A 13,940-nucleotide genomic window follows, 5' to 3' on the forward strand; every position below is an offset into this window, starting at 1 on the left:
ATATTTGCAGCCGTCCGAACACCGGACATTTCTCAGATTCCTCGGGGTGCTTTGCGGTTAAAACCGGCAAGGCTGAGATAATACCCGTAGAACCTGGACAGGGTAATGCCTGCGCAGGGAAGGTAGTTTTTAGCATTCACACCTACACTTCTTTTCCGCAGCATTTCCTTCAAATCAATTTTTATTCCGTTTACAGGATCGCTTCAAATAAATAGCGGTTTGTTCACGGGACACCATTTAAACTTTAATGGACATGCAAAAATTGTTTTTGGGGATTTGCTACTTATTGATTTCCCAGACTGTGCTCTCCCAGCAAATACGCGGCAGAGTAACAGACGCCACCACCGGCACCGCAGTAGCAGCGGCAACAGTAGAATTAGGAGATGAGTCAACCACACTCACCAACGATTCGGGTTATTTCTATTTCCGAAACCCGGGCCGGAGCAATCAACCGCTCAAAGTCAGTAGCCTGGGTTATCGCAGCAATGAACAAAAACTTACAGGGAACGAGACTGACATTTCCGTGGCTTTGCAGAGATTCAACCTGATGATGCAACCTGTAGAAGTGAAGGCCATCAGGGCGGGCGATAAGGCCCCTTTCACCAAAACCAACCTGGCAAAAAAAGACATTGAAAAGCTGAATTTCGCCCAGGACATTCCTTATATCCTAAATCAGACTCCTTCCGTTGTCATTAATTCAGACGCCGGTAACGGGGTTGGCTATACAGGTATAAGGATCCGGGGGTCAGATGCGACCCGGATAAACATGACTATCAATGGCATTCCCTACAATGATGCTGAATCACAGGGCTTGTTTTTTGTTAATCTGCCGGATTTCGCGTCATCAATTAACAGCGTACAGATACAACGTGGTGTAGGAACTTCTTCCAATGGTGCAGGTGCATTTGGAGCAACAATGAATTTCAGCACCAATGAAGTGAACACCTCTCCTTATGCGGAGATCAATAACAGCCTGGGTTCATTCAACACCTGGAAACATACAGTGAAAGCAGGGAGCGGCATCATCGCGGATCATTTTACAATCGATGCCCGTTTATCAAAAATCTCCAGCGATGGCTATGTAGACAGGGCAAGCAGTGATCTGAGTTCGTTTTTTATATCCGGGGCTTATCTGTCAAAAAAATCCGCGCTAAGGCTAAATGTTTTTTCAGGAAAAGAGAAAACATATCAATCCTGGAACGGTATACCGGAAAGTTACCTCGATTCAAACAGAACATATAATTCGTCGGGCACTGAAAAACCAGGTACGCCTTATGATAACGAAACAGACAATTATCAGCAGGATCATTTCCAGTTACTTTTTAATCACCAGTTCAATACCAGGCTTAGTTTCAACACTGCTTTTTTTCTGTCCAACGGTAAAGGTTATTATGAAAATTACCAGGCGGGGGAATTATATTCAGACTATGGTCTGCCAAATTTCATCAGCGGTACTGACACCAGCAAAGAAACCGATCTTGTTCGCCAGCTATGGCTTGACAACAAATATTATGGACAAGTCATCTCCCTGCAATATAAAACAGACCGGTCCGAGCTCACCGCTGGCGGCGGATGGAACCGGTACGATGGAAATCATTTCGGACTGGTACCCTGGGCCGCAGCAGGGTTTCCAAACCAATACAAATGGTATGATCTTGATGCTTACAAGACTGACGTAAACGCCTATGCGAAATACCAATATTCCATCATGCCTGGCCTGGAGATTTTTGGAGACATTCAATACCGAAGAATCCTGTATGATCTTGGCGGGTTCCGCAACAATCCGACCCTCCTGATCAGGAACACCTACGATTTTGTAAATCCTAAACTTGGTTTATCATATAATAAAAATAATTACCAGGTTTATGCCTCTTATGCCATGGGTAACAAAGAACCAAACCGTGACGATTTTGAAGCAGGCATCACCCAGCAACCGAGTCCTGAACGCATGCATGACTTCGAAGCAGGGATTGAGAAAAGAGAAGGGCAGTATAGCTGGGGGCTTGTGTTATATTATATGCTTTACAAAAATCAACTTGTGCAAACCGGCAAGATCAATGATGTCGGAGGGCAGACAAGGACCAATATTCCAGACAGCTACAGGATGGGAATTGAACTGCAGGGTAAGGCTGTGCTTACAGATTGGTTGAACATTTCAGGAAATCTTACTTTAAGCCGTAACCGGATTAACAATTTTACTGAATACATTGATGATTATGATGCAGGTGGGCAGAAAGTCATCCCTCATGGTGAAACTGATATCTCGTTTTCACCGGCCGTAACAGGGTTCGCGGGTGTTAATCTGGTGCCGGTTAAAAATCTTGAGATAAATCTCTTTAGTAAATACGTCAGTCGTCAATATCTTGACAACACATCGTCCAGGTCAAGAAGCATTGATGATTATTTCGTGCAGGATGTTCGCCTCTCTTATAGCTTGCGGCGGTTGCTGGCAAAAGAAATAAACCTGAGCGCCCAGGTCTATAATATCTTCAACCGCAAATACGAATCAAACGGTTATACTTTCAGCTATTATTATGGTGGAGAACTAACAACCGAAAACTATTATTTCCCGATGGCAGGGGCAAACGTTATGGTTAGTTTGAATATTAAACTCTGATGACAAGTTATGAGTGATGAGTGAAATACAACTCATCACTCACTCATAACTCATCACTCATAACTCATAACTTTCTTTACAGTCCTTATTCCTTCCACGCCAACATCCCGCCAACCAGGTTTTTGGTATTTGTAAAGCCCATTGATTCCAGGATCATACAGGCCTGTCCGCTTCTTGCACCGCTTCTGCAGTAACATATCACTTCCTGGTCTTTCAGATCCTCGAGTTCAGGTACATCCATTGTTCTGATCTTTCCCAGGGGAACCAGTTTGCCACCGATATTAAATTCTGCATTTTCCGATGGTTCACGCACATCAACCAGATGTAGGTTGTCGCCGGCATCTAATCTTTTCTTTACTTCTTCTACTGTGATATTTTCCATGTTATAATTTTTTCAGATAAACCAATCAACAAATCGGACATTAATATAATACACCGGATGAATCAACAGGTTTTTCGGGCTTTTTAACTCCGAGAAAAACATCTATGGATTGTCCCTGCCTGATACGGATTACCCTGTTATCGGCTGTCATCTTTTCAGGCCGTTGCAAGTAAACATATGAATTTGCCGAATCAACTACATCCCGGTCAAATATAGAAGCCCCTATTGCGAGTCCATTTCCTTCCAGCAAAGCCCTGGCCTGCTCATAAGTCAACCCAACCAGGTCAGGAACCGCAAACTCATCCTGTCCAAGTCCTGAACCCAGTACCAGCGTAATTTTGCTGCCCATTGAAATTTTAGATCCTGGTTTTATAGAATTGCCGTTATACAATTGGTCAAGAACCGCATTTTTGGCAAAATCATGCCGGTAAACGGTGTCTTCCAGCTGAAGTCCATACTGTTTAAGTGCAACCTCGGCACTCCTGAAGGTCATGCTCATAAAATTTGGCATTTCGATAACAGGTGGAACGGAACGATTGACCGTGAGGTAAACGGTACGATTCACCTTTACTACGGCATCCGCATCCGGAAACTGGCGGACAACCGAATTCGCCCTGGCAGTATCAACATAAACCGAGTCTTGCAATTCCACATCAAAGCCCCTTTCTTCCAGCAGCCTGGTCGCTTCGGCAAGGTCTTTACCATTCACTGAGGGAATCGTCAATATCTTGCCATGTTTGGTGAGCACGTCCAGATAGCTGAGAAAAAAGAACAGGACCAGGAACACGAGTACGAGGCTGATCAGGATATGAACCCATAGCGGCTTACCGCTGATAAATTTAAACACAGGCTGAAAATATTAATTATCTGTTTGTTATTAAGTTCGTGAAAATAATCAGGATTTTCGACTCAACGCATCTTCGATCAGGGCACTATAAAATTCTTTGAGTGTCCAGCCTAACACTTTTACCTGCTGTGGTATTATGCTCGCTTCGCTTTGTCCGGGTATCGTATTGATTTCCAACATAAAAGGTGCCGATTTTTTCTCATCATAAATAAAGTCAATTCTCACGACACCCCTGCAATTGAGCACTTCGTAAACTTTCCTGGCTGTCGCCCGGATGTTTTCTGTCATTTCGTTGGAGATCTGGGCCGGTGTTATTTCTTCACTTTTGCCTTCATATTTGGCTTCGAAATCAAAAAATTCTTTGTGCGTTTTTACTTCAGTGATCGGTAATACAATAATCTCTTTAGTAGTTTTGAATACGCCGACTGTAAATTCCCGGCCACTGATGAATTCTTCAATAAGAATCTGTTCATCTTCTTTAAATGCTTTCTCCAGTGCAGCTGGCAACTCATCTTCTTTATTCACTTTACTCATCCCGATACTTGAACCGCCACTGTTTGGTTTCACAAATACCGGCAGGGCAAGTTGGCTCAGAATGGTTTCAGGTGCAATTGGGGTATGTTTAAACAGGTGGAGCGATTTTGCCACATTAACACCCGCAAATCCAGCTACGGCCACCGTATATCTTTTGTTCATGGTGAGCGCCGAAGTTGCTGCGTCACAGGAAGTGTAGGGTAGTCCCATAAGGTCCAGGTATCCCTGTAAACGTCCGTCTTCGCCAGGTGTTCCATGTATGCCAATCAAAACTGCATCAAAGCGGATATGTTTGCCATCTGCAATAAGTGAAAAGTCATCTTTATTCACAGCAGTTTTTGTTCCACCGGGTGTTTCATACCACCATCCCTTTGGAGTAACGTCAATTTTGTAAACATTGTATTTGTCCAGGTCAAGATTCTTTTCAATAGTGACCGCACTTTTGTATGAGATTACTGATTCAGTAGAGTACCCCCCGGTTACGAAGGCTATGGTAGGCTTTATGTTAGTCATTTGACAAAAATAATAAAGGTGAAGGAACATTTTCCCTTCACCTTTTTACGACGGGAAATATCACCCGCCAACAGGAGTAGTTTTTCAACTACATTCACTATTGTGAAACCTGAAGTTAAGAATTTTTATATATGAAGACGCTCTTTTTTTTCAAGGAGTTCTTCGACTGTTTCGACATACATTTCATCAGGAACGCAGCAATCAACCGGGCAAACAGCAGCACATTGAGGTTCTTCATGGAACCCCTGGCACTCGGTACATTTATTAGGCGTAATATAGTATATGTCCACACTGACAGGAGCGTGACGCTGGTCCGCATCAACCACTACACCATCGAGCAATGTAAACTTTCCTTTTATACTTGTGCCGTCTGAAATGGCCCATTCAACACCGCCTTCATAGATAGCGTTATTTGGACACTCAGGCTCACAGGCTCCGCAGTTTATACACTCGTCTGTAATTTTTATCGCCATGCTTTTAATAAATTTTTAGAATTGATTACAGTTACTTTGCAACACAAATATAAGGTTTGATGGATTTACAACAACGGTTAAATTTATTGGTAGAACTGGGAGGACATATAATAGCTGCGCCATACTCATGGCTGGCCGCAAAGGAAAGAGCACATCATGAGAATGGGTGGTTCATACCTGAATTTATCGATCTCAGTGTTCAGAATATAGTTACAGAATTTTTAACCCGCGATAAGCTGGCAAAGCTGGCGGCTTCATATAAGATACCGGCGATTCAGAAAAAACCCGGGGATGTTGGAATCATTATGGCGGGCAATATTCCACTGGTTGGGTTTCATGATTTTCTTTGTACATTTTTGTCTGGCCATCATCAGACAATTAAACTGTCTTCAAAAGACAAAGTACTACTGCAATACCTGGTGGAGTGGCTTTGGAACAAGGAACCTTCATTAAAAGAGGAGATCCGCTTTGAAGAAATGCTCAAAGGCTGTGATGCCTATATCGCCACGGGAAGCAATAATTCTTCCCGGTATTTTGAATATTATTTTTCGCGATTTCCTCATATAATCCGTAAAAACAGGACCTCCGCCGCCATAATCACTGGCAATGAAACAATCGGGGAACTTTCTGCACTGGCAGATGATGTATACATGTATTTTGGCCTGGGTTGCAGGAATGTTACGATGCTCTATGTGCCGGAAAACTATGATTTTGTTCCGCTGCTTGAGGCTTTCAAAAAATACAATTACCTCTTCGATCATCACAAATACAAAAACAACTATGACTACCAGCTCGCCATGCTGATGATCAACCGGGAACATTATATGACAAATGGCTCCATCATCCTTCGAAAAAACGCTTCGCTTTTCTCCCCCGTCAGCGTGTTGAATTATGATACCTACCAGGATCCGGTATCGCTGTTGGCCAGCCTTAGTACAAATGAATCCGTTCAATGTATAATTGGTTTGGACCAGCTGAATTTTGGCAGTTCACAAAAGCCTGGACTGACAGATTTTGCAGATGGAGCAGATACCCTGCAATTTTTACTGTCTCTCTGAAATTTTGACAAAGCTGTCATGTTAATAATTTCTTTGTTTTATCCTCATCAAGAATTTTTTGTGAAATCATTTTTTAAGTGAATCACGGTTAAAACCCCAAGGATTTATTGGTGTTTGCCCGGTTTTGTTTTAAATTGTACCAGCAAGTACGAAGACTTTAGTAAATTATATGTTAAACAAAACAGGCGATACCACTATTTGTTATTTTGTTACGTTTATTTACTTTGTCATAGGCACGCAATTTGAAAACAAGTAATATCTAAATCAAGAGAGAATATGAAAATGAAACAGGTTTTTGCTGTGATCTTTCTTAGTGCATTAACCACCGTTGGAACCATGTGGGGATACAGACACTTAATGTTGAAAGATCAATACTTTTACCAGGGCTCGAATGATACTGGTAAGGTACCTTCCAATTATGCAAAATTTATGGATGGTTTTGATGCAGGCGCTGCAACGGATTTTACTCCGGCTTCTTCTGCGGCTATTCCGGCAACAGTTCACATCAAAACTAAAATGAACAGGACTGCATCAAATAATTTGCCAAGGAAAAATCCTTTTGCCGATTTGTTTGACATGGATATGGGTGATTTCTTCGGAGACCGCTCACGTTCGCTTCCGCAGGCCGCTTCCGGTTCCGGAGCAGTAATCAGTGAGGACGGATACATCGTTACCAATAACCACGTGGTTGCAGGTGCCGATGAGATCAATGTAACACTGAGCAATAAGAAAACTTTTAAAGCGAAGGTTATTGGTGCTGATCCTGCAAGTGATCTTGCTGTGATTAAGATTGATGCTAAAAATCTTCCTTTCCTTGTTTATGGTAATTCGGATGAAGCAAAAGTTGGTCAGTGGGTACTTGCCGTAGGTTATCCATTAACGTTAGAGACCACTGTCACAGCTGGAATTATCAGTGCGAAAGGGCGGACGCTGGAAATAAACCGTCGCCAGAGCGATGCTCCTGTTGAAGCGTTTATCCAGACAGATGCTGCAGTTAATCCAGGTAACAGTGGAGGGCCACTTGTAACTACCGATGGCAAACTGATTGGTATCAACTCTGCTATCGCATCACCTACAGGTTCATATGCCGGTTATTCTTTTACCATCCCGGTAAACATCGTTAAAAAGATCATTGCTGACCTGATGAAGTTCGGTACTGTTCAAAGAGCTTATCTCGGTATTCAATACGCACCTGAAAACATCTCTGATGAAGAGAAAGAAAAGAACGGCATTGAAAGTGGTGAAGGTGTGTATGTAATAGGATTACAGGATGCAGGTGCAGCTGTTGGAGCAGGAATCAAGAAAGGTGACGTAATTACAAAAGTAAACGGAGTACCTGTATTGAACGCGGCTGATATGGTTGGCCAGATTGCAACTTTCCGTCCTGGAGAGAAAATCAATGTCACTTACAGACGTGAAGGAAAAGAAATAACCACTGCTGTAACGCTAAAGAACATATCAGGTAATACTGAAGTTGTAAAAACTTCAGCTATCGACAAACTTGGAGCAAGCTTCAAGGAATTAAGTAAGGAAGCAGCGAAAGAAATCGGTGTTACCGGCGGTGTGGTTATTGCGGAAATCAGGGGTGGTATCATGAGCAAGGTTCGTGTGCAGGAAGGATATGTTATACTCAAGGCCAATGGCAAAGAGGTAAAGACTGTAGCAGAATTAGCAAAGGTGATTGATGGAGCTTCCGGAAGTGTTAAGCTGGAAGGTGTATACCAGGGTTATGAAGGGATTCATACAGTGGTAATCAATCTCTGATCCTTGATCAATCTCTGAACCTTAAGAGATAAAATAACAAACCAAGAAGCCTAAGCGATGACCTGTTCATGCTTAGGCTTTTTTTATCCTACGTTGGGTAATAATCAATTTTTTTTGATGATCCATTACTCAAGCGAATCATATCTGCACAGTGATCTAAATTCAAGGGGGAAACTAAATCTAAGATTTAATCTGTTTTTGAAACATTAAAGTTTATCATTTCGGTTCTTTGCGTAGTATAATAGCATCCCAGGGTTTCGCTTCCATTACTGGAGTATCTCTAAAGTCAAAGATGCGGTTATCGAGCACACTTTGATAAAGTCCACCCAAAGCACCTGCAGGCAGATCAACCTGAATTTGTTCACCTGAAAAATTAAGGCATACCACTAATTCCTCATCGCCTATACCCGTACTGTAACAAAGAATCTTCCTGTCTTGTGTGGTTGGGATACGTGTCGGGAAGGGCATAGGGCATTGTTGGAATACCGGGTGTTCCTTCCTGAAATTGTTTAATGTTTTGTAGAACTCGTGATTTTCACATTTGCCCGGCCATTCGATATGATCCTTCTCGAAAAATTTAAGTCGCTTTAAGTTTGGTATTTCTTGTCCACTGTAGGTCATTGGAATTCCTTTCCAGGTATAACAGAACACAGCCAGTGCCCGGGCTGATTCACCATACTTTTCATGTTCGGTACCGTTCCAGCTGTTTTCATCATGATTACTTGTAAAAAATAAGTGTCTTGAACCAACAGGATATTGTTTTTCATAATTATATAAAACGGCCATCACGTCATCAAGCTGTATTTGTTCTTTGAAATGTTTTTCTGTGCTGTGCATCCAGTTCCAGGCATAGCCAGCGTCAAACACCTCGAAATAATTTGAGTCGTCAGTTTCTGCGAGCCAGAACAGTGGTTTTGGCGAATCAAGTTCTATACGGGTGTTTCTCCAGAAATCAAGTGGCACAAGATGAGCCATATCACAACGAAATCCGTCAATATTACAGGTATTCACCCAAAACTTCATAGCGTTCACCATCTCACGGCGAAGTTTATGATCATAATAATTAAGATCTATCACATCTTCCCAGCCATGACTGTCATAAAAGCTACCTTCCTGGTTCCTCTTATAAAAGCCGGGATTGGTTTTCGTCCAGACATGGTCCCAACCGGTATGATTAGCAACCCAGTCTATGATTACTTTGAAGCCCGATTTATGGGCTTCTCCAACAAGGTTTTTGAAGTCATCTACGGTTCCAAATTCAGGGTTGGTATCGGTATAATCTGAACAGGCATAATAACTGCCAAGAATTCCAAGTCGTTTTTCACGGCTTATAGGGGTAACAGGCATAAACCATAAAATCTCTACCCCCATATCCTTAAGTCTGGGCAGATGTGCCGCAAATGCCTTAAAAGTGCCTTCTTCAGTATACTGCCTGAGATTTACTTCATAAATATTTGTAGTGATACTCCAGGATACTGCTTTAAACTGTCTGTCTGCCATAGTACTATTGCGATTGCCTCAAAATTAACGATAGATGGTCGGATTGAACTGCCAGGCAGCACTTTTGTACATTAATTGTTAACTAAACAGGCATTTATTGTTAACTAAACAGGTTAATAACCGGTCACTTTGTTTGACCCCTTTTAACCTTTGGAAGCAGTTTCGTAACTTTGCGGACATTGTCATGAAAACATTTAATGTTCCATCTGTTTACAGGAGTCCGCTTATTACTGCCGTTAAAAACAGGCGTAAGCAGAACGATAAAATGAAGAAAGACTTCTCACCCACCCTGCTGGATCTCGGGACTCTTCATATTTATGTTGCCAGGCATTTCGGGTTTTGTTATGGCGTGGAAAACGCCATTGATATTTCTTTCCGCACCATTGAAGAAAATCCTGGGCGGAAGATTTACCTGCTCAGTGAAATGATTCACAACCCACAGGTGAATGCCGACCTGAAACAAAGAGGCGTTGAATTTTTACAGGATACTTATGGAAAACAGCTGGTTCCCTTCAGCCGTTTAACTGCTGATGATATTGTTATTATTCCTGCTTTCGGTACCACCCTTGCTATTGAAAAAGAATTGAACGAGCTGGGCATACCTACTGAAAAATACAATACGACCTGTCCTTTCGTTGAGAAAGTCTGGAACAGGGGCGATCAGATTGCGTCAAAAGGATATAGCCTTGTTATCCATGGCAAACCAAAACATGAAGAAACGCGGGCTACTTTTTCACATGCTTCAGCTACAGCGCCTTCTGTGGTAGTTACTGATATGGCTGAAACCGTTGCGCTTGCCCGTTATATCACCGGTGAAACAGACCCCGCAGGGTTTTACCAGGAATTTGACGGCCGTTACAGTGAAGGATTTGATGCTTCAAAGGATCTTCAACGTATAGGCGTAATCAATCAAACCACCCAATTGGCGACCGATACCCAGGCGATAGCTGATTACCTGAAACAAGCTATTCAAAATCACTTCCGGCTGACGGATGAAAATATTCCTGAACGATTTGCAGATACACGGGATACGCTGTGTTATGCAACCAATGACAACCAGACGGCTGTAACCGGGTTATTGCAACAACCTGCAGACCTGGCGATCGTGGTTGGTGGCTACAACTCCTCAAACACTACTCATCTCGTGGAGCTTTGCGAAGAGAAGCTTCCGACTTATTTCATCAATTCAGAAACAAGCCTGATTTCTGCGCAGGATATCCTGCATTATGACTTTCACAAAAAGCAGGAGTTGCTGAGCAGTTCCTTTTTGCCGGAGCTGAACCCTGTACGTGTACTGATTACAAGTGGTGCATCCTGCCCGGATGCAGTGGTTGAAAAAATCATCCGGAAGCTTGCGGGTTTTTACGGGGTTGAATCCCGGGTTGATGAACTGGTTAACAGTTTCAAGGTTTAATGTTGAGAAACTGCTACCATCTGCTGTTTTCTATCAAACACCTCCCCTTACTTATATAACAGTCTGTTACCTCTCTCCTTACTTATACAAAAGTCTGTTACGTTCCCTTTAGATATACAACAGTCTGATTGCTCACCTGTAAAGGGTCTTAAATGGCCAGGTTAATAAATGAACCAAAAGAAATTTTAACATCCGGCGATTTAAACCCCGGCCGCCTGGTTTAGTCTGAGATATGTGGATTGCAGCGAACACCATTTAAGTGCTTTAATGAACTATATGGTAATCAACGTTTCAAAATCATGTTCTCAAACTAAATAAAAAATTATGCGCCATTTCCTGTTTTTAACTGTTTTATCTTGTGTTTTAACATCTGCGCTTGTGGCTCAGCAACGTGATACCATTCGTATTCAAAAAGACAAACCTGACATGCGTCCAATCAAAAACCTGGATCTTTCAGCAGAACAAACCCGCCAGCTCAGAATTATCAATCAACAATCAAAAGCGAAAGCAGATTCGTTGAAAACCGACACAGCTATAGATGCGGGTATGCGTCGCGAACTCCAGAAACAATTGCTGGCCAACCGCAGAAAAATGATAATGGAAACACTAACGCCTGAGCAACAAAAACAATACAAAGAAGCGCTTAAGGCGAATGGAAAAGCTAAACGAAAACCCAGAAAGATTTCAGGCGAAACAAAGACTGAGAGTTGAAATGTACAGGTCCCAAAAAAGATGCTGACAACACCGCCAAAAAAGAATCTGACAATTCTGAAAATATTTGCCTTCTGATATGCAATCTTTCTTTTGATTGCACCAATAAAAAAAATAATGATGAACAAAATACTTTTTGCCCTTACATTGGTTTTCAGCCTTGCATTTATTTCGTGTAGCAGTGCGAATAAAACAAAAAATGATGTTCCGAATGCGTCTTTAACAAATACTTACTGGAAGCTTTCCCTTGCGAACGATCGCCCGGTTGTAACTCCCGACAATTCTCGTGAGGTGCATATAAAATTCAGAAATGAAGGCAACCAGTTACAAGGTTTTGCAGGTTGCAACGGACTTGGTGGAAACTATGTTTTATCTGGTACAAATGGAATCAAAATAACCGCTATCACAACAAAAATGTATTGTGAAAGGATGGAAACAGAAAACTTCCTGACCGATGCCATAACAAAAGCAGACAATTACCGCGTGAAAGGCGAAAAACTTTCATTGTACCAGGGAAAGAAATTGCTAGCAACCTTTGATTCAGTTTATTTCTGATACGGATAAAAATATAAAGAGATCAATATAAAGCTATTCACGTAAAGAGATCAACCTAAAGAGATCAATATTAATAGATGAATATAAAGTTATTAATACCCGCAAAGCGTTAAATGCAGTTTAAACTGATCTTCCAATAAAAAAACGGCTACCTGATGGATAGCCGTTTTTATTAACAGTTAGTTTATGATATTAAACCATCTTGAACGAGTCAAGGAATTTAGTGTTGAAATTACCAGAGATAAAATCTTCGTTTCTCATTAACTGCTGGTGAAAAGGAATGGTTGTTTTTACACCTTCGATCACATATTCACTCAAAGCACGACTCATGGTATTGATTGCTTCCTCACGGGTACGGGCAACTGCAATTATCTTTGCAATCATCGAATCATAATAAGGAGGTATAACATAACCAGCATAAACATGTGAGTCTATCCTGATACCATGACCACCGGGTTGATGCAATGTTGTAATTTTTCCCGGGCTCGGTCTGAAATCATTATAAGGATCTTCAGCGTTGATACGGCACTCAATGGCATACATCTGTGGCTCGTAATTTAAGCCACTGATAGCTTCTCCTGAAGCGATCTTTATCTGTTCCTTGATAAGATCAAAATTTGTTACTTCTTCGGTTACACAGTGCTCCACCTGGATACGTGTATTCATCTCCATAAAGTAAAAATTACGATGCTTATCGACCAGGAATTCGATAGTACCAACACTTTCATAGCCGATGGCTGATGCAGCCTTAATAGCCGCCTCACCCATTCTCTGGCGCAACTCAGAAGTCATAAACGGCGAAGGAGATTCCTCAACCAATTTCTGGTGCCGGCGCTGGATAGAACAATCCCTTTCACTTAAATGACAGATCTTACCATAACGGTCACCCGCAATCTGGATCTCGATATGTCGCGGTTCTTCCACGAACTTCTCCATATAAATGCCGTCATTTTTAAAAGAAGCTGCTGCTTCTGTTTTGGCGGCATTATATGCGCGTTCCATTTCATCTTCTACCCAAACCACTCTCATACCCTTGCCGCCGCCACCGGCAGTTGCCTTGAGTATAATTGGATAGCCAACATCTTTAGCGAGGGATTTAGCCTCTTCAATGCTCGCCAGCAGGCTTTCGCCGCCCGGTACTACGGGAACACCGGCCTTGATCATTGTTTCCTTGGCAGTCATCTTATCACCCATGGAACGGATCTGTTCCGGAGTCGGTCCGATGAACTTGATATTATGTTCCCCGCAGATTTCCGCGAATCTTGCATTTTCTGCCAGGAAACCGTATCCGGGATGTATACCGTCTGCATTTGTTATTTCTGCAGCCGCCATGATATGTGGAATATTCAGGTAAGAATCGCTGCTTGCAGGTTTTCCAATACATACAGCTTCATCTGCGAACTTTACGTGTAAACTATCTTTATCTGCTGTTGAATAGACTGCAACGGTTTTAATACCCATCTCGCGGCAGGTGCGAATAACCCGGAGAGCAATTTCTCCCCGGTTGGCAATCAATATCTTTTTAAACATCTTGATATTTTGTGTGAGCTAAAAGAATATACTGCATTGCCC

General features: G+C 42.2%; 12 protein-coding genes and 1 riboswitch. Of the genes, 6 read left to right on the forward strand and 6 right to left on the reverse strand.

Annotated elements, in window-relative coordinates; translation table 11 throughout:
• Window positions 1-32: 32 nt before the first annotated feature.
• Window positions 33-137: riboswitch (TPP riboswitch) on the forward strand.
• Between the two features lie 116 nt (window positions 138-253).
• Window positions 254-2,617, forward strand: coding sequence for a TonB-dependent receptor (locus tag VK664_RS18530; protein WP_461400184.1), 2,364 nt, complete (start codon window positions 254-256; stop codon window positions 2,615-2,617).
• A gap of 85 nt (window positions 2,618-2,702) precedes the next feature.
• Here the strand turns inward: VK664_RS18530 and VK664_RS18535 are convergent, their stop codons facing one another.
• The 4 genes from VK664_RS18535 to VK664_RS18550 form a co-directional block, all read right to left on the reverse strand.
• The gene (locus tag VK664_RS18535) at window positions 2,703-2,999 is read right to left on the reverse strand and encodes a rhodanese-like domain-containing protein (RefSeq protein ID WP_461400185.1); all 297 of its coding nucleotides are present in this window, start codon (window positions 2,997-2,999) and stop codon (window positions 2,703-2,705) included.
• Window positions 3,000-3,039: 40 nt separating this feature from the next.
• Window positions 3,040-3,846 carry a PASTA domain-containing protein gene (locus tag VK664_RS18540; RefSeq protein WP_461400186.1) on the reverse strand — a complete coding sequence of 269 codons (807 nt, stop codon included), beginning with the start codon at window positions 3,844-3,846 and terminating at the stop codon, window positions 3,040-3,042.
• Window positions 3,847-3,894: 48 nt separating this feature from the next.
• On the reverse strand, window positions 3,895-4,893 hold the full coding sequence (locus VK664_RS18545) for a D-alanine--D-alanine ligase (protein ID WP_461400187.1): 999 nt from the start codon (window positions 4,891-4,893) through the stop codon (window positions 3,895-3,897).
• Between the two features lie 125 nt (window positions 4,894-5,018).
• On the reverse strand, window positions 5,019-5,366 hold the full coding sequence (locus VK664_RS18550; protein ID WP_461400188.1) for a 4Fe-4S dicluster domain-containing protein: 348 nt from the start codon (window positions 5,364-5,366) through the stop codon (window positions 5,019-5,021).
• Between the two features lie 59 nt (window positions 5,367-5,425).
• On the opposite strand from VK664_RS18550, the gene VK664_RS18555 reads away from it, so the two are divergent.
• Together VK664_RS18555 and VK664_RS18560 are read left to right on the forward strand one after the other, a co-directional pair.
• Entirely contained in the window at window positions 5,426-6,424 is a 999-nt protein-coding gene (locus VK664_RS18555; protein WP_461400189.1) for an acyl-CoA reductase, read from the forward strand.
• 276 nt (window positions 6,425-6,700) lie between these two features.
• Complete coding sequence (locus VK664_RS18560; protein ID WP_461400190.1) at window positions 6,701-8,188, forward strand: trypsin-like peptidase domain-containing protein; 1,488 nt, start codon at window positions 6,701-6,703, stop codon at window positions 8,186-8,188.
• Between the two features lie 216 nt (window positions 8,189-8,404).
• On the opposite strand, the gene VK664_RS18565 is transcribed toward VK664_RS18560, so the two are convergent.
• Window positions 8,405-9,688 (reverse strand): alpha-amylase family glycosyl hydrolase, encoded by a 1,284-nt coding sequence (locus tag VK664_RS18565; protein WP_461400191.1) that lies wholly within the window; start codon window positions 9,686-9,688, stop codon window positions 8,405-8,407.
• A 133-nt stretch (window positions 9,689-9,821) separates the two neighbouring features.
• On the opposite strand from VK664_RS18565, the gene VK664_RS18570 reads away from it, so the two are divergent.
• The 3 genes from VK664_RS18570 to VK664_RS18580 all read left to right on the forward strand — a co-directional run bounded on the left by VK664_RS18570 (window position 9,822) and on the right by VK664_RS18580 (window position 12,368).
• A complete protein-coding gene (locus VK664_RS18570; protein ID WP_461400192.1) occupies window positions 9,822-11,102 on the forward strand; it encodes a 4-hydroxy-3-methylbut-2-enyl diphosphate reductase in 1,281 nt (426 codons plus the stop codon).
• A 324-nt stretch (window positions 11,103-11,426) separates the two neighbouring features.
• The gene (locus VK664_RS18575; RefSeq protein WP_461400193.1) at window positions 11,427-11,813 is read left to right on the forward strand and encodes a hypothetical protein; all 387 of its coding nucleotides are present in this window, start codon (window positions 11,427-11,429) and stop codon (window positions 11,811-11,813) included.
• Between the two features lie 117 nt (window positions 11,814-11,930).
• Window positions 11,931-12,368 (forward strand): META domain-containing protein, encoded by a 438-nt coding sequence (locus VK664_RS18580; RefSeq protein ID WP_461400194.1) that lies wholly within the window; start codon window positions 11,931-11,933, stop codon window positions 12,366-12,368.
• Window positions 12,369-12,560: 192 nt separating this feature from the next.
• On the opposite strand, the gene accC is transcribed toward VK664_RS18580, so the two are convergent.
• Entirely contained in the window at window positions 12,561-13,898 is a 1,338-nt protein-coding gene (gene accC / locus VK664_RS18585; protein WP_461400195.1) for an acetyl-CoA carboxylase biotin carboxylase subunit, read from the reverse strand.
• Window positions 13,899-13,940 lie beyond the last annotated feature (42 nt).

The organism is Flavitalea sp. (assembly GCF_035489435.1).
GTDB lineage: Bacteria > Bacteroidota > Bacteroidia > Chitinophagales > Chitinophagaceae > DATHKG01.